Annotated in this window: 25 protein-coding genes; 13 read left to right on the forward strand and 12 right to left on the reverse strand. The window is 45.4% G+C overall.

The features are described 5' to 3' along the window. Positions 1–230 precede the first annotated feature (230 nt). The 4 genes from MgSA37_RS29330 to MgSA37_RS03500 form a co-directional block, all read right to left on the reverse strand. The gene (locus MgSA37_RS29330) at positions 231–353 is read right to left on the reverse strand and encodes a hypothetical protein (RefSeq protein ID WP_260146929.1); all 123 of its coding nucleotides are present in this window, start codon (positions 351–353) and stop codon (positions 231–233) included. Between the two features lie 41 nt (positions 354–394). Further along, positions 395–508 carry a putative polyvalent protein kinase domain-containing protein gene (locus tag MgSA37_RS29655; RefSeq protein WP_172885385.1) on the reverse strand — a complete coding sequence of 38 codons (114 nt, stop codon included), beginning with the start codon at positions 506–508 and terminating at the stop codon, positions 395–397. A 31-nt stretch (positions 509–539) separates the two neighbouring features. Beyond that, positions 540–719 (reverse strand): hypothetical protein, encoded by a 180-nt coding sequence (locus MgSA37_RS28085; RefSeq protein ID WP_157750410.1) that lies wholly within the window; start codon positions 717–719, stop codon positions 540–542. A 103-nt stretch (positions 720–822) separates the two neighbouring features. Next, on the reverse strand, positions 823–1,944 hold the full coding sequence (locus MgSA37_RS03500; RefSeq protein ID WP_096349871.1) for an AI-2E family transporter: 1,122 nt from the start codon (positions 1,942–1,944) through the stop codon (positions 823–825). Positions 1,945–2,233: 289 nt separating this feature from the next. Between MgSA37_RS03500 and MgSA37_RS03505 the strand changes: the two genes are divergently transcribed. From MgSA37_RS03505 to MgSA37_RS03515, 3 genes are all read left to right on the forward strand, one after another. Beyond that, positions 2,234–2,788 (forward strand): carboxymuconolactone decarboxylase family protein, encoded by a 555-nt coding sequence (locus MgSA37_RS03505; protein WP_096349872.1) that lies wholly within the window; start codon positions 2,234–2,236, stop codon positions 2,786–2,788. A gap of 173 nt (positions 2,789–2,961) precedes the next feature. After that, positions 2,962–3,375: a nuclear transport factor 2 family protein gene (locus MgSA37_RS03510; protein ID WP_096357231.1), complete on the forward strand. Its 414-nt coding sequence runs from the start codon at positions 2,962–2,964 to the stop codon at positions 3,373–3,375. Between the two features lie 14 nt (positions 3,376–3,389). Further along, a complete protein-coding gene (locus MgSA37_RS03515; protein WP_172885386.1) occupies positions 3,390–4,262 on the forward strand; it encodes a helix-turn-helix domain-containing protein in 873 nt (290 codons plus the stop codon). 20 nt (positions 4,263–4,282) lie between these two features. Here MgSA37_RS03515 and MgSA37_RS03520 read toward each other — a convergent pair whose 3' ends face one another. The 4 genes from MgSA37_RS03520 to MgSA37_RS03535 form a co-directional block, all read right to left on the reverse strand. Then, positions 4,283–4,678, reverse strand: a complete 396-nt coding sequence (locus tag MgSA37_RS03520) for a (R)-mandelonitrile lyase (protein WP_096357233.1) — start codon at positions 4,676–4,678, stop codon at positions 4,283–4,285. Between the two features lie 100 nt (positions 4,679–4,778). Continuing rightward, positions 4,779–5,261 (reverse strand): SRPBCC family protein, encoded by a 483-nt coding sequence (locus MgSA37_RS03525; RefSeq protein WP_096349874.1) that lies wholly within the window; start codon positions 5,259–5,261, stop codon positions 4,779–4,781. Between the two features lie 23 nt (positions 5,262–5,284). After that, the gene (locus MgSA37_RS03530) at positions 5,285–5,710 is read right to left on the reverse strand and encodes a VOC family protein (protein ID WP_096349875.1); all 426 of its coding nucleotides are present in this window, start codon (positions 5,708–5,710) and stop codon (positions 5,285–5,287) included. Between the two features lie 21 nt (positions 5,711–5,731). After that, positions 5,732–6,073: an ArsR/SmtB family transcription factor gene (locus MgSA37_RS03535; protein ID WP_096349876.1), complete on the reverse strand. Its 342-nt coding sequence runs from the start codon at positions 6,071–6,073 to the stop codon at positions 5,732–5,734. Between the two features lie 128 nt (positions 6,074–6,201). Here MgSA37_RS03535 and MgSA37_RS03540 point away from each other — a divergent pair, with 128 nt between their 5' ends. Next, positions 6,202–6,624: a DoxX family protein gene (locus MgSA37_RS03540; protein ID WP_096349877.1), complete on the forward strand. Its 423-nt coding sequence runs from the start codon at positions 6,202–6,204 to the stop codon at positions 6,622–6,624. Between the two features lie 65 nt (positions 6,625–6,689). Here MgSA37_RS03540 and MgSA37_RS03545 read toward each other — a convergent pair whose 3' ends face one another. After that, positions 6,690–7,376, reverse strand: a complete 687-nt coding sequence (locus MgSA37_RS03545; protein ID WP_096349878.1) for a MarC family protein — start codon at positions 7,374–7,376, stop codon at positions 6,690–6,692. Between the two features lie 305 nt (positions 7,377–7,681). Here MgSA37_RS03545 and MgSA37_RS03550 point away from each other — a divergent pair, with 305 nt between their 5' ends. Then, positions 7,682–8,230: a hypothetical protein gene (locus MgSA37_RS03550; RefSeq protein ID WP_096349879.1), complete on the forward strand. Its 549-nt coding sequence runs from the start codon at positions 7,682–7,684 to the stop codon at positions 8,228–8,230. Between the two features lie 124 nt (positions 8,231–8,354). On the opposite strand, the gene MgSA37_RS03555 is transcribed toward MgSA37_RS03550, so the two are convergent. Continuing rightward, a complete protein-coding gene (locus MgSA37_RS03555; protein ID WP_096349880.1) occupies positions 8,355–9,218 on the reverse strand; it encodes an ankyrin repeat domain-containing protein in 864 nt (287 codons plus the stop codon). 305 nt (positions 9,219–9,523) lie between these two features. On the opposite strand from MgSA37_RS03555, the gene MgSA37_RS03560 reads away from it, so the two are divergent. From MgSA37_RS03560 to MgSA37_RS03590, 7 genes are all read left to right on the forward strand, one after another. Continuing rightward, positions 9,524–11,533 (forward strand): glycoside hydrolase family 127 protein, encoded by a 2,010-nt coding sequence (locus MgSA37_RS03560; protein WP_096349881.1) that lies wholly within the window; start codon positions 9,524–9,526, stop codon positions 11,531–11,533. 11 nt (positions 11,534–11,544) lie between these two features. Next, complete coding sequence (locus MgSA37_RS29335; RefSeq protein ID WP_096349882.1) at positions 11,545–13,254, forward strand: putative Ig domain-containing protein; 1,710 nt, start codon at positions 11,545–11,547, stop codon at positions 13,252–13,254. After that, entirely contained in the window at positions 13,254–13,931 is a 678-nt protein-coding gene (locus MgSA37_RS29340) for an alpha-galactosidase (RefSeq protein ID WP_096349883.1), read from the forward strand. The genes MgSA37_RS29335 and MgSA37_RS29340 overlap by 1 nt, the downstream gene beginning before the upstream one ends. A gap of 222 nt (positions 13,932–14,153) precedes the next feature. After that, the gene (locus MgSA37_RS03575) at positions 14,154–15,101 is read left to right on the forward strand and encodes a dihydrodipicolinate synthase family protein (protein WP_096349884.1); all 948 of its coding nucleotides are present in this window, start codon (positions 14,154–14,156) and stop codon (positions 15,099–15,101) included. Between the two features lie 1,370 nt (positions 15,102–16,471). Next, entirely contained in the window at positions 16,472–18,046 is a 1,575-nt protein-coding gene (locus MgSA37_RS03580; RefSeq protein ID WP_096349885.1) for an aldehyde dehydrogenase (NADP(+)), read from the forward strand. Positions 18,047–18,131: 85 nt separating this feature from the next. Then, entirely contained in the window at positions 18,132–19,133 is a 1,002-nt protein-coding gene (locus MgSA37_RS03585) for a 4-hydroxyproline epimerase (RefSeq protein WP_096349886.1), read from the forward strand. A 119-nt stretch (positions 19,134–19,252) separates the two neighbouring features. Beyond that, complete coding sequence (locus MgSA37_RS03590) at positions 19,253–20,500, forward strand: NAD(P)/FAD-dependent oxidoreductase (RefSeq protein WP_096349887.1); 1,248 nt, start codon at positions 19,253–19,255, stop codon at positions 20,498–20,500. A gap of 225 nt (positions 20,501–20,725) precedes the next feature. Here MgSA37_RS03590 and MgSA37_RS03595 read toward each other — a convergent pair whose 3' ends face one another. Next, entirely contained in the window at positions 20,726–21,247 is a 522-nt protein-coding gene (locus MgSA37_RS03595; protein WP_096349888.1) for an O-acetyl-ADP-ribose deacetylase, read from the reverse strand. 92 nt (positions 21,248–21,339) lie between these two features. Between MgSA37_RS03595 and MgSA37_RS03600 the strand changes: the two genes are divergently transcribed. Then, entirely contained in the window at positions 21,340–22,218 is an 879-nt protein-coding gene (locus MgSA37_RS03600; protein ID WP_096349889.1) for an AraC family transcriptional regulator, read from the forward strand. 116 nt (positions 22,219–22,334) lie between these two features. On the opposite strand, the gene MgSA37_RS03605 is transcribed toward MgSA37_RS03600, so the two are convergent. Beyond that, on the reverse strand, positions 22,335–23,240 hold the full coding sequence (locus MgSA37_RS03605) for a hypothetical protein (RefSeq protein ID WP_096349890.1): 906 nt from the start codon (positions 23,238–23,240) through the stop codon (positions 22,335–22,337). Positions 23,241–23,288: the final 48 nt, after the last annotated feature.

The following is a 23,288-nucleotide window of genomic DNA, read 5'->3' on the forward strand; positions in this document are numbered from 1 at the left end:
GACGGGCCGCCTCCACCATTTTATGGGTTAACTTAACCTTTCAGGAAACCCTGCGACAATGAAAAATTTGAGAATTTTATCTCCGTTTTAGCGGGGTCTCTCGCAGAGGACCCTGCGTTGGATCTTGTAAATCTCCCGTCGCAAGGTCACTTTCAAGAGACCCCGCGACGGTGAAATTTATGAGTGGCCCTTCAGCAGAATCTGTCAACGTGTTTAACCTTTTGCATCCCTCATTCCGCCTCCTCCTTATCATCTACTTCTACTTTCGTGGCCAGTTTGTTTTGTTTCTTCTCTTCGTCGCCAGGGATGATACCCCATAGCTGCAGGCTTTCCACCCGGCCTGCCGCAAGCAATTTTCACAGCCTCACCATTTATCAGGCACACTGAAAAAATATCACTTCTTTAAGTAAAATTCCGGTGTTGTATAAAAAACAGTATCAACAAAAAATAAAACAGAATTTTTTGATAGCACATTTTCATCATGAAGGTCTTCAAAAATAATTCCCAGGTCTGTATTGACGTAGTCGTTGTTGCGCGGATTAAAAAACTGATTTTAGCTCTGCTGTTTCTTTACTTTTGAAACGCTTTTTGTTTTGAGCAGCGCTACTTGTTTCCGCATGTCTTCTAAGGAAAGTTTGGACTTTTTTGAGTTGGCTTGTTCGGCCAGCTTGTTCATCTCCGAGAATGATATGTTGTAATTCATCCTTTGTATTTTTCATTAAGATTCAATATTCAAATATGGGTTTTTTTAAACACCGGAGATGCGCAATAATTTGCCCGGGGATTAATAAAACATACATTTAATTTGGATAAAAGCTGGGGTCACTCCTCCGCCACCTCCTCCTTTTCCACTTTAAGTTTCTTAGCCAGCTTATTTTGTTTCTTTTCTTCGTCACCAAGGATAATGCCCCAGGGCTTCAGGCTTTCCACCCGGTCGAAGATGATTTTGAGCACGGCAATAACCGGGATAGAGAGGAACATGCCGGAAATGCCCCAAAACATTTCGCCAATAACCACACCCAGCACGGTAACCAGGGCATTGATCCGGACCTTGGAGCCAACCACCAGGGGTAAAATGATATTGCTGTCGGCCACGTGGGTAACGAGAAAAGTAATCAGCACATAAATGACGACGGTGCTGTCGGCCGATGTGCCGAGGGTTACTGTTGCACTGAGCACCATGGCGGCAAAGATGCCGAAATAGGGGATGAGGTTAAAAATACCGGTGATGAGGCCCAGCAGGATGGCGTATTGCACGCCCAGTATAGAAAGCGTGACGCTGACTGCAGTAGCGACGATCGTCATTTCGATGAGCAAGCCGACAATATACTGCCGGATAATTACTTGCACCTGTTCGATCACATCGTGTACCTTTTGTTTGTTTTCTTCCAGGAATACCGATTCCAGGAACTTCAGGATAAGGCGGCGGTACATCAGGAAAAAGAACGTATAGATAAAGGTAAAGATGAGGAAGAGCAAAATGGACGAGAGTGACAAAAGTGTTGTACCCACGAGTGCCGCATTGGGCGAGGTTACCTTGCTGGCGGCCGAATTGACCACGTTGAGCTGCTTGCGGCGGGTGATGCCAATGTTCTCAGATATCCAGCCGCGGAAGTTCCAGAGCGAACGGCTGATCTGCGCCTGGAAGGCCGGCCAGTCCCTTATCAGGTTGGCGATTTGCGAACCGATCACGTAAAGCACCACGGTGATCAGTGAAAGCAGTATAATTACTGCTATCATTGAAGCCGCGCCGCGCGGCAGCCGGATGCGTCTTTCAAAGAAATTGGCCAGTGGCATCAGCAGGATAGCAAACAAACAGGAGAAAATTAAAGGCGCTAAAATATTTTTAGCCAGGATCACCAGCGCACCCAGCGCAAAAAGGCTGAACAGCACACAGGCAAGTTTGATATAAAAGGGCAGGCGGCTAAAGTTTTTCAGGTCCATATGTTATTTGTTTGTCGTATAAGCGTTTAATCAACAATTTGTTTGAATTACTCACGCATGTGCGGCATATTCCAGGCGTAAATGTCGCAACTTTTGGTGATGATAAGTAATTGTGTCTTTTACGTTGATGTTTGCTTTGGCTGTACATCTTGTTGCGCAGGGTGCCCGTTCAAATTACCCCACACGTATGTCCCAATTGTCCATGCACTTACTACCTTTGTCCATGTTCCGGGGGCATAAAGTGTGGCACTTTTGTATTGTCAATACAGACAAATAAAAATACATAAAAATGCCACGTATAAAAGCACTCGATCCGGAAACAACTACCGGGAAATCAAAAGATCTGTTCAACGCCATCCAGGGCAAGTTGGGTATGGTTCCAAACATGATGCGCACCATGGGTAATTCGCCCGCCGTTTTAAATGGCTATCTTGCCCTAAGTGGCGCCCTTGGCGAAGGTAAACTGGGCGCAAAATTAGGCGAGCTGATCGCCATTGCCGTAGCCAATGCAAATAGCTGCGCATATTGCAACGCTGCACATAGTTTTATTGGCGAAAAGCTGGTTCATATCGATACCAATGCCATCGCTGATGCACGTTCAGGTAAATCGGATAATGAAAAGACAGCTGCTGCCCTTGATTTTGCCAGGGTGGTTGTTGAAAAGAGAGGTATGGTTGGCGATACCGATTTGGATGCGGTAAGAAATGCCGGTTATGATGACGCCGGGATCGCCGAAATAGTAGCGCATGTGGGTTTAAATATCCTAACCAACTACTTTAACAATACTGCCCTTACGGTGGTGGATTTCCCTGAAGCGGAGCTTATTGAAGCTGCTGCTATTTAAAAAACCAGGAACCAGGAATCAAGAGCAAAGATAAGAATGCAAAAGACGGCCGGTTTACAGTATGAAAAACAAACTATGCTATCTTGCATCTTTTTATAACCTTTACACTACATCAATTTTTTTCGTTACTCTTAGCTCTTGCTTCCGGTCTCTTTATGCTAATAAAAAACAAAATGGAACAAAAACTACCGCTTCCACCCTTTACGATGGAGACCGCTTTGGAAAAAGTGCAATTGGCCGAAAATGCCTGGAATACCAAAGACCCCGAAAAAATATGCCTGGCTTATACCATTGATACCGAGTGGCGCAACCGGACCGACTTTATCAATGGCCGGGAAGAAGTAAAAGCCTTTTTAAAAAGAAAATGGGAAAAGGAATTGGACTATAAGCTGAAAAAAGAGTTATGGGGCTTCCGCGAAAACCGGATGGCCGTAAGGTTTGAATATGAATGGCATGACCATAGCGGCCGGTGGTACCGGAGCTACGGAAATGAACTATGGGAGTTTGACGAAAATGGCCTGATGGCCAAACGTTTTGCCAGTATCAACGACCTTGAGATTACTTATGCCGACCGCAAACTATTTTAAACCTTTATACCTTGATGACCCAGACAGCCTCTACATTGATCAACCCGGAAACTAAAGCATTGGCTTTTAAAATATTTGCTTTTGAGGATGATGCTTATTTTAAAGAGGTAAAAAATTATAATTATTATTCGATGGTGCTGGTAACGGAGGGTACAGGCACGCTGCGGGCCGATTTTTCGGAGTATTTGCTTGAGGCGCACTCCCTGGCGTGCTTTTCTGTTTACCAGCCATTTATGATCAAAGCCGATACTGATTTAAAAGGCATCCTCATCAATTTTCACCCCGATTTTTTCTGCATCCATAAACACCAGCAGGAGGTGGCCTGCAACGGGGTGCTTTTTAATAATATCTATGAGTCTCCGGTGGTTAGCCTGGCTCCGGCAGAGGTTCATTCGCTGTTACAGATTATAAATGAATTAAAGGCGGAGATGCAAAACGCCGCTTTGGCACAATACGAATTGCTGGTTTCTTATCTCAAGATCTTCCTGATCAACGCATCCCGGATTAAATTAAATCAAAACCAGCCGGTAATACCCGGCAATAAGCAGGAGCCTTTTATCCTGCAAACATTAAAAGATGCCATCGAGGCACATTATAAAACCAAACACAGCGCCGGCGAGTATGCCGGTTTGCTCAACATATCCACCCGGGCGCTCAACAGGATAAGTAAAGTGCATTTTAATAAAACCATCACTAACCTGATTGCCGAACGGATCATTATTGAAGCCAAGCGGGAATTATACCTTACCTCGAAGCCGGTTAAAATGATCGCTTACGAACTGGGGTTTAACGATGAATTTTACTTTAGTCGTTTTTTTAAAGGCAATGCAGATGTATCGCCGCAGCGATACCGTGATACAGTTGGTTTTTCGCGGGCGGAAGCATAAGGCGTTCCGCAAGGCAATTTTTACCCGTTATACTGTTCGTCACTCACCTGTTCCATCCAGTCAACCGGCGAGCCGTTCAGTTTTTCCTGTATGGCGATATGGCTCATGGCCGTTGTTGCCGTTGCGCCGTGCCAGTGTTTTTCACCAGGTAAAAAGTACACAACGTCACCCGGGTAAATGAGTTGTTTTGCTTCGCCTTCGCGCTGCACCCAGCCCGAGCCTGCAGTAACAATAAGGGTTTGCCCGAAAGGATGGGTATGCCAGGCTGTACGCGCGCCGGGTTCAAAGGTTACCAGCGCCATGGCTACCCTGGCCGGTTCAGGCGGGTTATTAAGCGGGTCAACCCTTACCGATCCGGTAAAATATTCAGCGGGCCCTTTGCCCGAAGGCTGCGAGCCTGCACGTTTAATTTCCATAGTGGTTATTTTTAATATCAGATTTATAAACAGTTTACCGCCCCTTAAGTTTGGCATGTTTCGGCATAAAAGTCAATAGCATGCAAACCTTAACAGTGTATTATTCCTCCGCAAAAATGGCGGCCATCTTGTCAATGCTCTGTTCCAAACCAATTTGTGCAAAGTTGCTGATCGAGCCAAATTCCGCGTATTCGGTAACGGTCATGGCGGTTTTGCCACCCGCAAGTTCGCTAAAAGTTACAATGGTTTTAATGTCCCGCGGAAAATCAGCCGGCATACCCACATTTGCCGGCTCAACTTTATTGCCGTCTTTATCGGCCAGGCTTTGGATAAACTCAATTTCTTTCAAGGGGACGATCTTTATATACTCCCAAACGGAATACCATTCCTGCCCGCCCATTTCGGCCGGGGCGAGCATGCTCACCAGTGATCTGCCGCCTTCGCGGAAGTCAATTACAGCTACCGGCGATGTAAAATGCTTCGGCCCCCACCAGCGTTTTACCAGCTCCGGATCCACCCAAACCTGCCATACCATTGCAACCGGGGCGTTAAAAATTCTCTTAACCTCAATTTGCTTAGCCATAATTTTTTACCTTTTAATAAAAATCAAGCGTTTTGCAGCGCTTCGATATCAAACTTGCGCATTTTCATAAAGGCCTGTACCACGCGTGGCATTTTTTCCGGATCTGACATCAGCTGGCCCAATATCTCGGGCACCACCTGCCATGACAAACCAAACTTGTCTTTACACCAGCCGCACATACTTTCTTCGCCGCCGTCAGCAATAAGTTTATACCAGTAATGGTCAATTTCTTCCTGGTCTTTACAGGGGATCACAAACGAAACGGCCTCGTTAAATTTAAAATGCGGGCCGCCGTTAAGGCCCATAAAAAATTCGCCGTTCAATTCAAAATTTACCACCATCCCGTTGTCAGCAACTATTTTTGAATTGGGGAAAATGGTGCAGTAAAAATCTGCTGCTGCCCTGGCATTACCATCAAACCACAGGCAAGGATACACTGGTTTTTTCATCTCGTTTAGTTTTATATTGGTTTAACTGTTATTTTGAGTTCGTGTTTTCGCCTGCATTTCGTTTAACAAATCGTCCATAGCGTTTAACCTTTCGTCCCATAGTTTACGGTAGGGCTCCAGCCAGTCGGCCACTTCTTTCATTTTATTGGGATTGAAATGGTAATAAATCTCCCTGCCCGATTGCGTTTGAGTGAGCAAAGCACACTCATTTAAAATTTGAATATGTTTTGAAATGGTTTGCCTCGATGAGTTAAAATTATCAGCAATGGCGCCGGGCGTCATGGCGTGTAAAGCCACCAGGCCCAATATGGCCCGGCGGGTAGGATCGGCTATGGCTTGAAATACATCTCTGCGGATTTCCATTATTTATGCAGTTATCTGACTGCAAATATAACGCAGTTATTTGACTGCGCAATATTTTAACATTTTTTTTAAATTTAATAGCTAACACAAATCAGGTAAATGGTGTTGTAATCATAAAAGTAAAAAAAATGAAGCTGATTGTACCCACCACTTTACTGCAGGATGTTTTTAGAATAATATTAGGAACCCTGATGGCGTTTGCCGCTGTTGCGCATTTTACGTTTGAACGCGCAGATTTCCAGGCACAAGTGCCTGATTGGATACCCATGAGTAAGGACCTGGTGGTTATCCTCTCCGGGATTGTTGAATTGGGGCTCGGTTTATGCCTGGTATTTTGGGCCGGGGAAAAAGTGCAGCTGGGTATTGCCCTGGCTATATTTTACGTTCTGGTTTTTCCCGGCAATATTGCCCAATACACCAATCATGTTTCGGCCTTTAATTTAAATACAGACAGGGCCAGGCTGATCCGCCTGTTTTTTCAGCCCGTGTTAATTTTATGGGCATTGTGGTGTACAGGCGCTTTAAAGTATCTTTTTTACCCGGGCAAATAGGCGGTCTGCGCTTATAGTTTTGCATAAAATAATTGTACAGGCGCAGTACCGGATCATTTTATACGTCAGTTCAGATTAAGGTGTAACTTTATGATATTGATAATGCCGCTCGCGGCGATCTGTAACCCCACACAGAAAATTAAGAAAGCCATAAACCTGTTGATGATCTGCTCGTTTCGCAAACCAATAAAACTGATGAGGCGGTTAGTGTTGAGGTAAAAAATAAAGATGAGGATGCATATGCCGATGATGGATACCAGTAAAGCGCAAATATTCAGCAGGTAAACAGAGAGATCGGCATTTGCGCCCTGGGCGCTTAACGTAAACAATACCGCTATAGTGCCAGCCCCGGCAGTAATAGGGAAGGTAATCGGATAAAAAAGGTTGTTCTCGGCCGATTTGGCATGTTCAGGCTCAGCTTTTTCTTTTACCTCTTTTTCTTTTACCTCTTTATCGTCAACAGTAAGAAATTGCCACCCGATGCGGCAGATCATGATACCGCCCGCCAATTGTATCACGGGGATGGATAAACCAAACAGTTCTAAAATCCAATGCCCTACCAATACGGTGGCAGCGCAAATGATGAAGCAGTACAAAGCAATTTTTTTTACAAATCTTATTCTCTCCTTCCGGGTTGTATCTACAAAATAAGGACTTACGATAAACGCTGAACCAATGGGGTTAACCACCGGGAACAGGGCCACAAAGCCTATAAATACCAGGTGAATGAAAGTGTTAATTTGCTGCGGCATATAAAGTACGATTAAACAAAAGTAGTACTAAATAATCAAATCCGCGTCCGGAAAAGTTGCACGATGCTGGGTTTGCCCTATACGCCTCGTTGCTTTCAATACACCCTCCGGAGTCAAAAAAAACAGAAAGGGCTTTGTGCCGCACGGTTCAACCGCTCGAACTTATTGATGTTGACCCGATAGCGCTGGTGGCAAGCCAGGTTAATGTTAAAGACTGTTAAACCCGCGCTGTCACTGAAATAAAAGCTTGTTTCCCCTGTTTCTATGTTGAAAAACCACACAACATAAAAACAACACTTAACATTATGAAAACAACACTTAACACTTTAATCGCAGCAACCATTGCTTGCTTTCTTTTTATCAATAATGCAAAAGCCCAAACAGCGCCCGTTAGCCCATGGCGATTCGGGGTAGGGCTTGAAACAGGTATCACCACATCCGGAATCTTTTCTAAAACCGAAATTGGCGGAACCGCCCGCCTGCAATATGACCTTTCAAAATCCTTTGCTTTAACCCTTACTTCCGGTTATTACCAATTTATCGGGAATTCCCGCGAGGCCATGGGGTTAATCCCTGTAAAATTAGGCTTTAAGGCCTTTGTGGGTTCAGGGTTTTATTTTAGCGGAGAAGCCGGCGCCGGATTTGAAACGCAAAACTTTAACGTGATTAAAAATTTAGATAATGGGGTTCCAAAAACCACCAAATTAATTTTATCGCCGGGGTTTGGCTACGCAGCTAAATCATGGGATTTTTCGTTACGGTATGAAAACTTTTCCGGCAATAACAAACCCAACTACAGCAACAGCGATTTTGGTATGGTGGGCCTGCGGGTTGCTTATTCGTTTGGTTTATAACATAAATAGCTAATTACCGGTATCAAACCGGCCCAGAATTATTTCTGCTCAATATCCTGCTACAGCCTCCGGATTTATCCGGGGGGTATTTTGAAATGCAATCAATAAATAGCCAATTCTATTACTAATACTTATTCAGGTATTCGGCATCATATGAATCATAGTAGTAATCCGGTATTTTGGTCTTCCGGTAGTCCATCCCATGTTCTTTCAAAAATGCAACTATCAGCATTTTCTTTTTATATTTCTCTGACCCAAGATCAAAACGCCATGTTCTCAAACTTTCTGTAATATATTCCTTACTACCGCTATCTGTAATGAACAACGGCTTGGTAAAATCAATGCCTTTTTGTATTAAAAACATAACAAGATCAGGATTATCGGAAAGCATAGCTGAATACAAAAGAGAACTGTGAGTCGAATAATTTTTATTGATATCTGCCCCGGCGTTGATCAATATTTTAACATATGATAGATTTCCCTGGGCGCATGCAATCATTAATGGAGTTTGGCCATGTGAGCCGCTATAATCGATATATTTTTGTTGGTTGTTTGGATTGCCGCCGTGTTTTAACAACAATATTAATAATCTGGAATCTGTTTCACCGTCAGCATACCCAATATTGACAGCCTCCATTAATGGCGTTTTCCCATCATAATTATTAGGGGCGTTAGGGTTTGCGCCTAAGTCAACAAGCGCTTGGCAGGAATTGTATTTGTCATTATAAACTGCTAATCCTAATAGCGTTTGTCCGTATTTGGGGTCTACAACATTAATCAGATGTTTATTTTTACCTACGATCTTTATAATCTTTTCGCGATCGTTACCATCAATTGCTTTAGCAAGGTCCCATGCAATTGTACCATGGAATATCCTATAATCACTGGCTAACAAGTTTTGCCCGTCTGCAACGGCATCCCCGCCCGTACATTTTGTAAGACCGATATTTAGAACTAAGCAGATAAAAAAAACTTTGCAAATATTCATAATAAGGTTTTTACTAAATTAGGTATTACATTATTGATTTGAAAAACATTTAAATCAAAAGGTAACTTTCGCGGATCCGGTTAGATATTTCTTCCACTATCCTACCACCATGTATTATTAAAAGTACAGTAAACCGCTAAAATATGGTTACAACTCGCTAATAATCGTTCATTTTAAATTTTTATAGTTTGTAATTTTGTTCTGCGTTAACATTTGTAAAATCCCTGTATAGCGACGGGTTTGAAACCCGTCGCTATGGTAATGCAAATTGATATCGCCGCATTATATCAGCTATAATTATTAAAATGATTAAAAAGCTCTGTTTGTTATTCACCCTCGGCCTCGCTTTATCAGCATCCGCGCAAAAAAAGGATTACCCAATTCAGCCGGTACCTTTTACCAGCGTAAAACTGGACGATCAATTCTGGTCATCCAAAATAGAAACCAACCGTACGGTAACCATCCCCGCATCCTTTGCCCGCTGCGAAAGTACTGGTAGGGTAAAAAACTTTGTGATGGCAGCCGAGCACCAGGGCAAATTTTGCACCGTTTATCCTTTTGATGATACCGATATTTATAAAACCATTGAAGGCGCGTCTTATTCGATGGCCGTCCATCCTGATCCCAAATTATCGGCCTATATCGATTCATTGATCAATATCGTAGGTAAGGCGCAGGAGCCGGATGGCTATTTATACACCGCCCGCTCTATCGACCCCATACATCCGCAAGCCTGGGCAGGCCCCGAACGTTGGGTGAACGAACAAAAAAGCAGTCACGAATTATATAACTGCGGCCACATGTACGAAGCTGCTGCGGCCCACTTTATGGCAACCGGCAAACGCAATTTTTTAAACATCGCCCTAAAAAATGCCGACCTGCTGGTACGCACTTTTGGTCCCGATAAAAAGCATGTTGCCCCGGGGCATGAAATTGTTGAAATGGGTTTGGTGAGATTATATCGCATTACCGGCAAAACTGACTATTTAAACCTGGCCAAGTTTTTCATCGACCAGCGCGGCATCAAAGCCTACAATAAAAAAAGCACCAATGTTTACGAGAATGGGACTTATTTCCAGGATGATAAACCGGTGGTTGACCAGGATGAAGCCGAAGGCCACGCAGTGCGTGCGATGTACCTGTATTCGGGCATGGCTGATGTTGCGGCGTTGACGGGCGATACCGCTTATTTGAAAGCCATCGACAAGATCTGGAACAACATGGTAGGCAAAAAGATGTATGTGCAGGGTAGTATCGGCGCAGTGGGCGATGGCGAACGTTTCGGCGATAATTACGAGTTGCCAAATGCAACCGCTTATAACGAAACCTGCGCGGCCATAGGCAATGTGTTTTGGAACGAACGGATGTTTTTACTCCATGGCGATTCGAAATATATTGATGTGCTGGAAAAAACGCTTTATAACGGACTCATCTCTGGCGTTGGCCTGGATGGCAAATCCTTCTTCTATACCAATGCCATGCAGGTAAGCGATAGTTTTACCCATCCCGATCTGGAGCGCGAACGTTCCGGCTGGTTTACCTGTTCCTGCTGCCCTACCAACCTGGTGCGGCTGCTGCCATCAGTGCCCGGCTACATGTATGCCGAAAACGGGAGCGATGTTTACGTTAACCTGTTCATCAGCGGTACCGCCAGTTTAATGGTGAATAACAAGGCGATAAAGATCACGCAGCAAAATAACTACCCATGGCAGGGCGCTTTGGCCTTTACTATCGACCCTGCAGCTGCCACCGAAATGAACCTGATGATCCGTATCCCCGGCTGGGCGCAAAACCGGGCTATTCCATCAGATCTGTACTCTTATGAACAACCGTCAACCCAAAAAATAGAAATAAAAGTGAATGGCAAGCCGGTGGATTACCATATGGTAAAAGGCTATGCCGTGATCAGCAAAAAATGGAAAAAGAATGATAAAGTCGAGCTGACGCTGCCAATGGATGTGCAGCGGGTGATGGCCAATAAAGCCTTACCCGAAGACAGCGCCAAAGTGGCCCTGCAGCGTGGCCCGGTGATGTACTGCGCCGAATGGAAGGATAATGGCGGCAAAGCTACCAATATCATTATCCCAAAAAATACAGTTTTTGATGCCGCGTTTGAGCCCTCGCTGTTAAATGGCGTAATGGTGCTGAAAGCAAATGTAAAAAGTGTTAATATTGATGTTGCAAATCAAACCATCAGCACCGAAACCAAATCCATGACCGCTATTCCCTATTATGCCTGGGCCAACCGGGGTAAAGGCGAAATGACGGTATGGTTTCCGGAACAGGTGAAAGCTATTGAACTATTAACCAGGTAAATCAAAACTAAATGAAGAATCTTTTTAGCGTAACACACCCCTGCCCCTCTCAAGAGGGGAACCCCGAGCACGGGGCCATTAACAATAATCATAAAAGCATTGGCCTGTGCGATTCCCCTCTCGAGAGGGGTGGAGGGGTGTGTTTGACGGATGTCCCTTTTTGGTGGCGCTTTCGGCCCGCAATAAAAATATTAATGGTGATCTTTCTGGCCGCCACCCTTGTAACGGGTGCCGCTGCCCAGGGAATTTCTATTGAACACGGCTGGCAATTCGCCAAAGGGGATTCATCCCAATGGTCATCGCCCGCGTATAACGATCTGAACTGGAAACACATTGACGTAAGCAAACCCTGGGAAGAACAGGGTTACCCTCAATACGACGGTTTCGGCTGGTACCGGCTGCATTTTGTGCTGCCATCATCCATTAAAGAAAAAGCTTTTTTGAAAGATAGCATCCGCATTAACTTAGGTGTTGTTGACGATAACGACGAAGTTTACCTGAATGGCAAACTGATAGGTAAGTACGGGGGCCTGGCGGGTGATATCAAAACTTCGCAATATGGCCCGCGCAGCTATACGATAGCGACCAGTAACCCAGCTATTTTGTGGGACAAGGAAAATGTGCTGGCCGTGCGTATTTTTGATACCGGCGGCGATGGGGGCCTTTATGGCAATAACCACAGCATTAATATGCTGAGTTTGATGGATAATGTGAGCATCAATACCAATGGTGATTTTTATTTTGGCGACAACAATAGCCTAAGCAAGTCCATCTCCCTATCCACAGGCAGCAATTATGTATACAAAGGCAAACTGACTTTTAAAGTAACTGATCCCGAAAATGATAGTGTAAGGAGTTTGATGAGCACCGATATTCAGTTTAGTGCGGGCAAGCCGTTTAATTATGCAATTTATGTTGCAAAGCTGCCTAAAAGATCATACCGGTTAACCTATACATTTGTTGAAGAAAAATCGCACGATGTGATGGTGAAAACCGAGGGTACGCCCTATGTGCTCACCCCCGACCCGGGTGCAAAACCCAGGATCAATGGTCCTGATGTTTATGGCGCAAGGCCCGGAAATCCGTTTTTATACCTCATCCCTGCAACCGGGAAACAGCCGCTCAGCTATTCGGCAACAGGCCTGCCTGGTGGCTTAAAGCTGGATGAAAGAACAGGGATCATTTGTGGCACAGTTACCCAAAAAGGAGATTACCCCGTAGTATTTACGGTGCACAACCGCCTCGGCACCAAAACAAAAAAATTTACCATAAAAATTGGCGACGTGATCGGTTTAACCCCGGCTTTGGGCTGGAACAGCTGGAACGCATTCGGCTTAACGGTAAACGACCAGAAAGCCCGCGTTGCTGCCAAAACCATGACGGATAAATTGAGCGCCCATGGCTGGAGCTATGTAAACCTGGATGACGGATGGGAAGCCCCGCAGCGCTTGGCCAGCGGAGAGATCACCCCTAACCAGAAATTCCCGGATATGAAGGGGCTGACGGACTATGTACACAGCCTCGGGTTAAAAATGGGGATCTATTCATCTCCCGGTCCGCGTACCTGCGGCGGTTATTTAGGCAGCTGGCAGCATGAAGACCAGGATGCCAAAACCTACGGCGATTGGGGCATCGATTATTTAAAATATGACTGGTGCTCGTATGGCGAAATAGCGCCGGCACATCCCTCTCTTGACGAATTTAAAAACCCTACCAGGTAATGCGCGCCTCTTTGAATAAGATCCCGCGCGATATCATGTTCAGCTTTTGCCAGTATGGCATGGGCGATGTGTGGAAATGGGGCGCCGAAGTTGGCGGCAACAGCTGGCGTTCAACAGGTGATATTGAAGACACCTGGCAAAGTATGTCAACCATCGGTTTTAACCAGGTTGCTGATGGCCCCTACGCGCAGCCAGGCCATTTTAACGACCCCGATATGCTGGTAGTAGGCAAAGTAGGCTGGGGCGATAGCCAGCGCAACAGCCGCCTGAGCCCGGATGAACAATATACCCATATCAGTTTGTGGAGCCTGTTATCTGCTCCGTTGCTTATTGGTTGCGATATGGGCAAACTGGACAGGTTCACGCTTAACCTGCTCACCAATGATGAAGTGATTGCCATTGACCAGGATGCTTTGGGTAAAGAAGCACACCAGGAAGTAAAAAAAGAAAATTATCAAATCTGGATGAAGGATTTAGAAGATGGCGGCAAAGCGGTAGGGGTGTTTAATACGTCCGATAAATATCAAACCATCACCCTTAAAACAAGTGAAAATGGTTTAAAAGGCTATACCAAAATAAGGGACGTATGGCAGCAGAAATATTTGATCGCCGCGGGAAATAATTTAACAGTGAAAGTAGCGCCGCACGGTGTGGTGCTGGTGAAGTTGAGTAAATAAAGACCGGTTGTGCATTGGCGGGCGATTTACTCACCCGATCCGCGCTACGCTGGATCACCCTCTCTTCGCCGAAGGTGAAAAGAGGGTTGGAGAAGTTTTTTCACCCTCATTAACGCTTGCGGAAGAGAGGGTGGACAAGCGTAGCGAAGTCCGGGTGAGTCAACGGAGTGCGTTCATTACCGCCAGTGCAATAAAAGAATAGTAATAAAATAGAAACAATATATGAGTATCATCTGGAAAGGCGTTTTCCCGGCAGTGACCACCAAATTCAACGACAAAGATGAGTTGGATTTCGACGCATTCGATAAAAATATCGAAGCGCAAATAGAAGCCGGTGTTAAAGGAATCATTATCGGCGGTTCGCTGGGCGAAGCCAGTGTTTTAACCGATGATGAAAAAATTACATTATTGGAGCATACGGTTAAAACCGTTAACAAGCGCGCGTATGTGATATTGAATATCGCGGAGCAAACCACCAAAGCTGCACTTTTATGTGCTGAAAACGCGTTGAAATACGGTGCAGATGGTTTAATGATGCTGCCACCGCTGCGTTACAAAGCGGATGAAAATGAAACCTTGCAGTATTTTGCAGCGGTTGCCGAAAGTACCCCGCTGCCCATCATGATCTATAATAATCCTTACGATTATAAGATCGAGGTAACGCTGGATATGTTTGAGGAGCTTTCAAAATATGATAATATCCAGGCGGTAAAGGAATCAACCAGGGATATCAGTAATGTTACCCGCATGATCAACAGATTTGGCGACAGGTTTGCCATACTTTGTGGTGTAGATACCTTAGCTTTGGAAAGTATTTTAATGGGTGCCGATGGCTGGGTTGCTGGTTTAGTGGATGCCTTCCCGAGGGAAACGGTAGCTATATTTAACCTGGCGAAGCAAGGTCGCCACCAGGAAGCGATAGCGATTTACCGCTGGTTTTTACCGGTGCTTGAGCTGGATATCCACCCCAAGCTGGTGCAATACATCAAACTGGCTGAAACAGAAACCGGCCTGGGTACCGAAACCGTGCGTGCACCACGTTTGGCTTTAGAAGGCAAGGAACGCGAAGCGATATTGGGCATCATCCGCAAGGCGCTAAAACACCGCCCTGAATTGCCTGCAGGCAGTTGGGGAGTGGAGACAGAAGTGGATGTTACCGGGGTGAGTTAAAAAAAACACGATTTATGCCCCGCAAGGGCTACCGCTTTGTAGAAAAATATTAATTAAATGACATTGCCCCATAGGGCAATGTCATTAAGTTAAGAGTTTTAATATCGAACACCCGATATCGAATGTAGAACCTGCCTGCCTGCCTGCCGGCAGGTAATGAAGTGAAAAACTTCGAAGTTCGACATTCAAAATTCGTTATTCGATATTAATTTCTCTTTTTCCTTAAGTTAATGACATTGCCCCATAGGGGCTACCCTAAACGTTCAAGGTCGCGAACCTACGGCTCGCGTTTTGGATTTTAGATGATGATTCTACAAAGGGGTTGTGCCGATGGCACATGATTTTATGCCCTGTGGGGGCTACCGCTTTGTAGAAAAATATTAATTAAATGACATTGCCCCATAGGGCAATGTCATTAAGTTAAGAGTTTTAATATCGAACACCCAATATCGAATGTAGAACCTGCCTGCCTGCCTGCCTGCCTGCCTGCCGGCAGGTAATGAAGTGAAAAACTTCGAAGTTCGACATTCAAAATTCGTTATTCGATATTAATTTCTCTTTTTCCTTAAGTTAATGACATTGCCCCATAGGGGCTACCCTAAACGTTCAAGGTCGCGAACCTACGGCTCGCGTTTTGGATTTTAGATGATGATTCTACAAAGGGGTTGTGCCGATGGCACATGATTTTATGCCCTGTGGGGGCTACCGCTTTGTAGAAAAATATTAATTAAATGACATTGCCCCATAGGGCAATGTCATTAAGTTAAGAGTTTTAATATCGAACACCCGATATCGAATGTAGAACCTGCCTGCCTGCCTGCCGGCAGGTAATGAAGTAAAAAACTTCGTAGTTCGACATTCAAAATTCGTTATTCGATATTAATTTCTCTTTTTCCTTAACTTAATGACATTGCCCCATAGGGGCTACCCTAAATGTTCAAGGTCGCGAACCTACGGCTCGTGCTTAGAATTTTAGATGATGATTCTGCAAAGAGGTATTGCCAATAGTACATGATTTTATGCCCCGCAGGGGCTACCGCTTTGTAGAAAAAAAGATAAACGATTAATATTGCCCCATAGGGGCTACCCAGAACATGCAACGTCGCGAACATATGGCTCGAGACAAGGTTTTAGACAATAATGTTACAAATGGGTTATGCCGATGGTACATGATTTTATGCCCTGTAGGGGCTACCGCTTTGTAGAAAAAAAGATAAACGATTAATATTGCCCCATCGGGGCTACCCAGAACATGCAACGTCGCGAACATACGGCTCGAGACAAGGTTTTAGACAATAATGTTACAAATGGGTTATGCCGATGGTACATAACTATAGATAATAATTAAATAGTGTTATAGCATCTCATATATGAATACACAAAACCTGGCAGGTTACAAATACCTGCCGAATAGCGGCAAAAAATTCAACGGCTTTAACCCGGCTACAGGTACCGATCTGCCCGGCGATTTTTACCCGGCAACATTAGCCGAGGTTGACGAAGCCATGAACCTGGCCGATAAAGCCTTTGCCGAATATCGCCATATCGACCGCTTTAAAAAAGCAGCATTTTTACGCAGCATTGCGGATGAAATAAATGCCTTAGGCGATGAACTGATTGAACGCGCCATGGCAGAAACCGGTTTGCCTGCGCCCCGTTTACAGGGCGAGCGCGCGCGTACCACCAACCAGATGTACCTATTTGCACAACTGGTGGAAGAAGGTTCGTGGGTGGAAGCTATTGTTGACACGGCCATCCCCGACCGCAAACCATTGCCCCGTTTGGATATCCGCCAGATGAAAGTACCCATTGGGCCGGTAGTGATGTTTGGCGCCAGTAATTTCCCGCTGGCCTATTCAGTTGCCGGTGGCGACACTGCGGCTGCACTGGCATCAGGTTGCCCGGTGGTGGTAAAAGCTCACCCTGCGCATCCCGGCACCAGCGCATTGGTAGCCTCGGCGGTTAAAAAGGCTGCGGAGCAAAACCAAATGCCAGAAGGTGTTTTCTCGATATTATATGATAGCGGCTACGCCGTCGGCGAGGCATTGGTAAAACATCCCAAAACAAAAATTGTAACCTTTACCGGTTCATTAAAGGGCGGAATGGCCCTAATGAAAATGGCTAACGAACGCGATGAGCCCATCCCGGTTTTTGCCGAAATGGGCAGCATTAATCCTGTTATTTTTATGCCGCAGGCAATGGAAGCCCGTGCTGAAGAATTGGCAAAAATTGCCGGACCCATAACCATCAATGCCGGACAGTTTTGCACCCAGCCCGGCTTGTTGATCGCCGTAAAATCACCAGGATTGGAAAGATTTAAAACAGCGCTTGCCGGCGCCATAGCTGAGATCAGTTCGACAACCATGCTTACCCCTGGTATTTGTGCCAACTTTGGCAAATTGTCGGCTGAAAGGCTATCGAACAAAACAGTGTCAACCATCGCTAAGTCTGAAGTTACAGATGCTGAACTGGCTAACCAGGGCCAGCCAATTGTTACCGAAATATCGGCAGCTGATTTCCTGGCCGATCCTCAGTTTAAAGAGGAAGTTTTCGGGCCATTCTCATTGCTGGTAGTTGCCGATGACATGACGCAGGTACAGCAGGTTGTGGGTTCATTACACGGGCAATTAACGGCCAGCATTATGGCCGAGCCGGGAGAACTGGAAAACTATAAACAATTAACCGATACACTGGCCAACTTAGCCGGAAGGGTAATCCTGAACGGCCCGCCAACAGGGGTTGAAGTAGGCAATGCCATTGTACATGGCGGCCCCTTCCCGGCAACAACCGATAGTCGTTTTACATCGGTAGGCACCACCTCTATCAAACGTTTTGTACGCCCAGTTTGCTGGCAAAACTGGAGCGATGAGCTGCTGCCCGATGAATTAAAAACCGACAACCCGCTAAAGATCTGGCGCCTGTTTAATAACGAATGGACTAAGTAGTCATTATGTCATTGGGTCATTGAATAGTTCATTAAAATTCAATCGCCAACCACCCAATGACTTAATGACCCAATGACAAATATCAATGACAAAAACTTTTTTCTGCATAGACGCTCACACCTGCGGCAATCCTGTCCGGCTGGTGGCCGGAGGCGGCCCGAACCTGGTGGGCGATAACATGAGCGACAAGCGCCAGCATTTTTTAAAGGAATTTGACTGGATCCGCAAGGGGCTGATGTTTGAACCACGCGGGCATGATATGATGTCGGGCAGTATTTTATACCCGCCGCATGATCCTGCAAATGATGTAGCCGTATTGTTTATCGAAACCAGCGGCTGTCTGCCCATGTGCGGGCATGGCACTATCGGTACCATCACCATCGCGATTGAGGAAGGATTGATCACCCCAAAAATACCCGGTATTGTCCGTATGGAGGCACCAGCCGGATTGGTATTGATCTCCTATAAACAGGAAGGTGGTAAGGTGAAATCAGTAAAGCTCACCAACGTGCCTGCTTACCTCGCTGCCGAAAATTTAACGGTGGAATGCCCTGACCTGGGTACTTTAACCGTTGACGTAAGCTATGGCGGTAATTTTTATGCCATTGTAGACCCGCAGGAGAATTTTAAAGGGCTGGAAAACCATACCGCCGATCAGCTGATCTCGTGGAGCAGGGTTTTAAGGCAAAGGATAAACGAAAAATACACCTTTATCCACCCCGAAAACCCCACCATTAACGGCTGCTCGCATATTTTATGGACAGGCAAAACCATTTCGCCTGAAGCTACGGCCCGCAACGCCGTTTTTTATGGCGATAAAGCGATTGACCGTTCACCCTGCGGCACCGGCACTTCAGCACGCATGGCGCAATGGCACGCCAAAGGGAAATTAAAAAAGGGCGATAAATTTATCCACGAGAGCATCATCGGCAGCCAGTTCACCGGCACAGTGGAGGATGAAGTAACAGTGGGAGGGAAACCTGCCATCATCCCCGGCATTGAAGGCTGGGCCAGGATATACGGCTATAACACCATCAAAATTGATGATGCCGATGATCCGTATGCGTTTGGGTTCCAGGTGATATAAGCCCCACCCAAACCCTCTCCGCCAATTGGCGGAAGGGCTTTTAAAAGATATATTATAGCAATTTAAACAAAATCAAAAAGTCTCTCCGCCAATAGGCGGAGGAGATTTAGAGGGGGCTTATGAGTAAAGCAATCATTATCGGCGGGGGCGTAATCGGCCTGTTTTCCGCCTACTACCTGCACAAATCGGGCTGGGAAGTTGAAATTCTGGACCAGGGCGACCTGGCGGATAATTGTTCGTATGGCAATGCCGGGATGATCACCCCGAGCCATTTTGTGCCCCTGGCATCACCAGGTATGGTGGAGCAGGGCATCCGATGGATGTTTGACAGCAAAAGCCCGTTCTATGTAAAGCCGTCATTAAGCGGTGAGCTGATAGGCTGGGGCCTTAAATTTTTAAAAAGCGCCACCAAAAAGCATGTGGAACGTTCAGCAGGGGGCTTACGGGATATCGCCATGTACAGCCGCGGATTGTACCACGAATTTGAAAAAGATTCGGGTGTTGAGTTTGGTTTGGAGGATAAAGGGATCCTGATGCTGTTTAAATCGCCCAAAGTTGAAGAGGAAGAGCTTCATATGGTTGAGAAGGCCACCAACCTGGGCCTCGACGCACAATACCTCAGCGCAGCAGAATGCCGTAAACTGCAGCCCGATGTGGAACTGGATATTTTAGGAGCAGTACATTATCATTGCGATTCGCACCTGTACCCCAACCAGTTGATGAAGGGGCTGATAAAATACCTGGAGACTGCAGGTATAAAGATCCATCGCCGTACCGAGGTGACCAGGATCATGCATGACAACGATAAAATAACGGCTGTAAATACACACAATAAGGAGTTTAAAGGCGACGCCTACCTTATTGCGGGGGGATCCTGGTCGCCGGCAATTGCTAAAATGGTGGGATTGAATGTGCCGCTGATGCCGGGCAAAGGCTATTCCTTTATGGTAAATAACCCGGTTAAAAAAATGAGCATCCCATCCATTTTATGCGAAGCCCGGGTTGCCGTAACCCCTATGAACGGTGGTATCCGTTTTGGCGGCACCATGGAGGTGGGCAAAATCAACCAGCAGGTAAACATGAACCGGGTAAAAGGTATTGTTGAATCGGTACCCAAATATTTCCCTGAGTTTAAACTGCCCGTACCCGATCAGAAAGAGGTTTGGTTTGGCTTCCGCCCGGTTTCGCCGGATGGATTGCCCTATATCGGCTTATCATCAAAATACAAAAACCTGGGTATCGCCACAGGCCACGCCATGATCGGCCTGGCATTGGGCCCTGCAACAGGTAAGTTGATTGCTGATACGTTTAACAGTGATAAACCGGCTGTTGATTTGGGTATATTTGCGCCCGGAAGGTACGATTGATTTCCGCAGAAAGCGATTTGACAGCTTTTCTAAAGAGTTGTCAAATTTGAGTTAATCTTTGAGTCGGTTTCTTAAGTTCAACGAATGAAAGGCCTCTAATATTAGTGATAGGGATGGTAAACAAACAGCTTTTTTTGTGCCAAAAGCAGTTTCCCTTGATTTTTTAATTCCTTTTTCTATGCTGATTTTTCGTCATATTCAATGAAATCCTTCATTACAGTGGTTTTATGCGCGGAGCAAATTTTCGTACAATTCGTAATTTTCATTGTCAAAGCAAACGAAAGTTACCTTTTTGATTTTGTCAGTTTCAGATAAAAATTGACTTACCGTGTTTACAGCAATAGTTGCAGCTTCTTTTTTAGGAAAGTGATAAATACCTGTACTAATGTTAGGGAATGCAAGGCTTTGGCAATTATTAGCAATCGCCAGCTGCAGAGAATTTTTATAACAATTGGTCAGTTTATTTTCCTCGTCATATTTCCCGTTATTCCAAACCGGGCCAACCGTATGGATAACAAATTTTGCCGGCATATTTCCGGCTGTTGTAATTACTGCTTCACCCGTCTTGCAACCGCCTTGCCTGGCGATTATTTTACGGCATTCTTCCAAAATCGCCTGGCCACCTGCACGGTGTATTGCTCCGTCAACGCCACCACCGCCCAAAAGCGATGTGTTTGCCGCATTTACTATGGCATCAACTTTTATTTTTGTGATATCGCCCTTTACTATTTCTATCTTATCTCTCATAATGGTATTCGCTAACAAATATCCAATAATAAAATTCAAAGTAAATAATCAATTACCCCATCAAACACTCACTTAATAACTAATTTTACAAAATGAAAGTCCTGCCCTTTACCATTCCTGTACCCCACGATCGGACCATCATCGTGCTGGAAGAGGTATTGCCGCATTTTTACACTTACCTGCACCGTCATGCCGAAGTGCAGATCACCTGGATCCAAAAGGGGGAGGGTACCTTGCTGGCCGGGAATAGTATGCACGCTTTCAAAGACGGTGAAATTTATCTCATCGGTGCCAATCTGCCGCATTTGTTTAAAAGCGACCCCGCCTATTTTCAACCGGATAGCGGGTTGGAGGTGCGCACGATAACAATATTTTTCAACCCCTCGGGCAAATTGTCTGCGCTTTTTAGCCTGCCCGAAATGAAATCTGTTGGTACTTTCGTGGAGCAATCGCAGAATGGTTTTAAAGTGCCGGACGGGAGCTATACGGACACAGCCAGGCAGATAGCTGACATACAACAGGCAAGCGGGGCTGTGCAATTATCGCTTTTTATTGAATTACTCCATAGTTTGAGTATCAACACAGCGATGGAACCCCTGGCATCGGGCAACTATACCCATTCCATGAGCGATCCTGAAGGCATGCGCATTGCCGCGGTGTACAATTACATTATGCAGAATTATAATAATGTGTTATCGCTTAACGAAGTTGCAATGCAGGCCCATTTAACCCCAACCGCTTTTTGCCGCTATTTTAAAAAACATACCCGCCACACCTTCGTCCACTTCGTAAATAAAATAAGGGTCAACGAAGCCTGCAAAATGCTGGTAAACGGATCGCCGGACAGCATCGCTGCAATAGCCTACAGCTGCGGCTTCAATAGTATTACCAATTTTAACCATGTTTTTAAACAGCTCACCGGCGTATCGCCGCGCGATTATGTGAACAGTTATTCAAAAACCGTTGAATAGTTTTTAACCAAAGCAATTAAAAATCAGGTATCGAATATTGTGCGGAACATGAATGGATGTCACACAACTAAGGCCCTCTCTTTCCTGGCTCCTGGCTCTTGATTCCTGGCTCTTTCCTACGGTATCCTGTAATAATAAATAGGGGTATAAACACCTTCGCTGCAGGTGTAGTAGCCCTTGCCATCAGGTGTAAAGCCAATACCTTCGCCTTGTTTTTCTTCTTCGTAAGGCAAAAGTTTCCATGGTTTTTGTACGGTTTTCCAAATGGGTTCATCGCGGTCCCGTTTCCAGTAATAAACTTTATTATAGCTTTTTATCAAAACCTGTTGTCCGTCTTTTGAGATGTCGCCGGCGGTGATCCACTTAAATGGTTTGATCCCCGGGAAAAATACTTTACAGCGTTTGGTTAGCGTAACCGTATCGTCCGGCCTGAAAATTAGCGGCGCGGTATAAACTCCTACGGTATCATGCCTTTTTGAAACGATATAGATCAGCTTTTCAACCGGGTCAACCATTAATGTTTCAGCGTCTTTAGGTCCGTCGGGGTACTTTAGATAAACCGGGGTGGCGGTGGTATTATAGTTTTTTCCACCAGCCCATTCTTTTTGTTCTTCCATCCGGTAAACCACCAGGTATTTGCGTTCGGCGTCATTATCGCCAATGTCACCCAAGTAAATGTAGCTTTTTCCCTGTACCGGACCGGGGCCAACGGCAATATCTTCGCAATCATGCACACCATATCTTTTTTCCCTGGGGTCTCCGTTAAAATAAACGGTCGATTTTAATTCACCTGAGGGGTATATCGCAAAAAAGCGGCTGGTATCACCGCTGTCGTTATGTACATAGTAAAGGTCTTCATTTATGCCCGACGCTGCGATGCCCGAAATTTCATCCATATCCCGGGTTTGAAGCCTGCCAACGATATTGCTATGACGGTCCTCATGTTTGTGACTTGCATAAGCAACCAAAAACAGGATAAAAATAATGGGAACAATCAGCCTTATTTTTTTTGCCTGGCTCATGCTTTATACAGGTAATCTAATTTAGTAAAGTTAATTAACGCAAAAATA

The sequence above is a fragment of the Mucilaginibacter gotjawali genome (assembly GCF_002355435.1).
Classification (GTDB): Bacteria; Bacteroidota; Bacteroidia; order Sphingobacteriales; family Sphingobacteriaceae; genus Mucilaginibacter; species Mucilaginibacter gotjawali.

Excerpts from the sequence above, each read along its gene's own strand:
- MgSA37_RS03515 (WP_172885386.1), top strand. The coding sequence starts at position 3,390 with ATGACCCAGACAGCCTCTACATTGATCAACCCGGAAACTAAAGCATTG.
- MgSA37_RS03545 (WP_096349878.1), bottom strand. The coding sequence starts at position 7,376 with ATGCCGCAGCAAATTAACACTTTCATTCACCTGGTATTTATAGGCTTT.
- MgSA37_RS03595 (WP_096349888.1), bottom strand. The coding sequence starts at position 21,247 with ATGAGAGATAAGATAGAAATAGTAAAGGGCGATATCACAAAAATAAAA.
- MgSA37_RS03525 (WP_096349874.1), bottom strand. The coding sequence starts at position 5,261 with ATGGCTAAGCAAATTGAGGTTAAGAGAATTTTTAACGCCCCGGTTGCA.
- MgSA37_RS03580 (WP_096349885.1), top strand. The coding sequence starts at position 16,472 with ATGAATACACAAAACCTGGCAGGTTACAAATACCTGCCGAATAGCGGC.
- MgSA37_RS03530 (WP_096349875.1), bottom strand. The coding sequence starts at position 5,710 with ATGAAAAAACCAGTGTATCCTTGCCTGTGGTTTGATGGTAATGCCAGG.
- MgSA37_RS03590 (WP_096349887.1), top strand. The coding sequence starts at position 19,253 with ATGAGTAAAGCAATCATTATCGGCGGGGGCGTAATCGGCCTGTTTTCC.
- MgSA37_RS03540 (WP_096349877.1), top strand. The coding sequence starts at position 6,202 with ATGAAGCTGATTGTACCCACCACTTTACTGCAGGATGTTTTTAGAATA.
- MgSA37_RS03555 (WP_096349880.1), bottom strand. The coding sequence starts at position 9,218 with ATGAATATTTGCAAAGTTTTTTTTATCTGCTTAGTTCTAAATATCGGT.
- MgSA37_RS03520 (WP_096357233.1), bottom strand. The coding sequence starts at position 4,678 with ATGGAAATTAAACGTGCAGGCTCGCAGCCTTCGGGCAAAGGGCCCGCT.
- MgSA37_RS03535 (WP_096349876.1), bottom strand. The coding sequence starts at position 6,073 with ATGGAAATCCGCAGAGATGTATTTCAAGCCATAGCCGATCCTACCCGC.
- MgSA37_RS03575 (WP_096349884.1), top strand. The coding sequence starts at position 14,154 with ATGAGTATCATCTGGAAAGGCGTTTTCCCGGCAGTGACCACCAAATTC.
- MgSA37_RS03500 (WP_096349871.1), bottom strand. The coding sequence starts at position 1,944 with ATGGACCTGAAAAACTTTAGCCGCCTGCCCTTTTATATCAAACTTGCC.
- MgSA37_RS03510 (WP_096357231.1), top strand. The coding sequence starts at position 2,962 with ATGGAACAAAAACTACCGCTTCCACCCTTTACGATGGAGACCGCTTTG.
- MgSA37_RS03585 (WP_096349886.1), top strand. The coding sequence starts at position 18,132 with ATGACAAAAACTTTTTTCTGCATAGACGCTCACACCTGCGGCAATCCT.
- MgSA37_RS29335 (WP_096349882.1), top strand. The coding sequence starts at position 11,545 with ATGAAGAATCTTTTTAGCGTAACACACCCCTGCCCCTCTCAAGAGGGG.
- MgSA37_RS03550 (WP_096349879.1), top strand. The coding sequence starts at position 7,682 with ATGAAAACAACACTTAACACTTTAATCGCAGCAACCATTGCTTGCTTT.
- MgSA37_RS03600 (WP_096349889.1), top strand. The coding sequence starts at position 21,340 with ATGAAAGTCCTGCCCTTTACCATTCCTGTACCCCACGATCGGACCATC.
- MgSA37_RS03505 (WP_096349872.1), top strand. The coding sequence starts at position 2,234 with ATGCCACGTATAAAAGCACTCGATCCGGAAACAACTACCGGGAAATCA.
- MgSA37_RS29340 (WP_096349883.1), top strand. The coding sequence starts at position 13,254 with ATGCGCGCCTCTTTGAATAAGATCCCGCGCGATATCATGTTCAGCTTT.
- MgSA37_RS28085 (WP_157750410.1), bottom strand. The coding sequence starts at position 719 with ATGAAAAATACAAAGGATGAATTACAACATATCATTCTCGGAGATGAA.
- MgSA37_RS03605 (WP_096349890.1), bottom strand. The coding sequence starts at position 23,240 with ATGAGCCAGGCAAAAAAAATAAGGCTGATTGTTCCCATTATTTTTATC.
- MgSA37_RS03560 (WP_096349881.1), top strand. The coding sequence starts at position 9,524 with ATGATTAAAAAGCTCTGTTTGTTATTCACCCTCGGCCTCGCTTTATCA.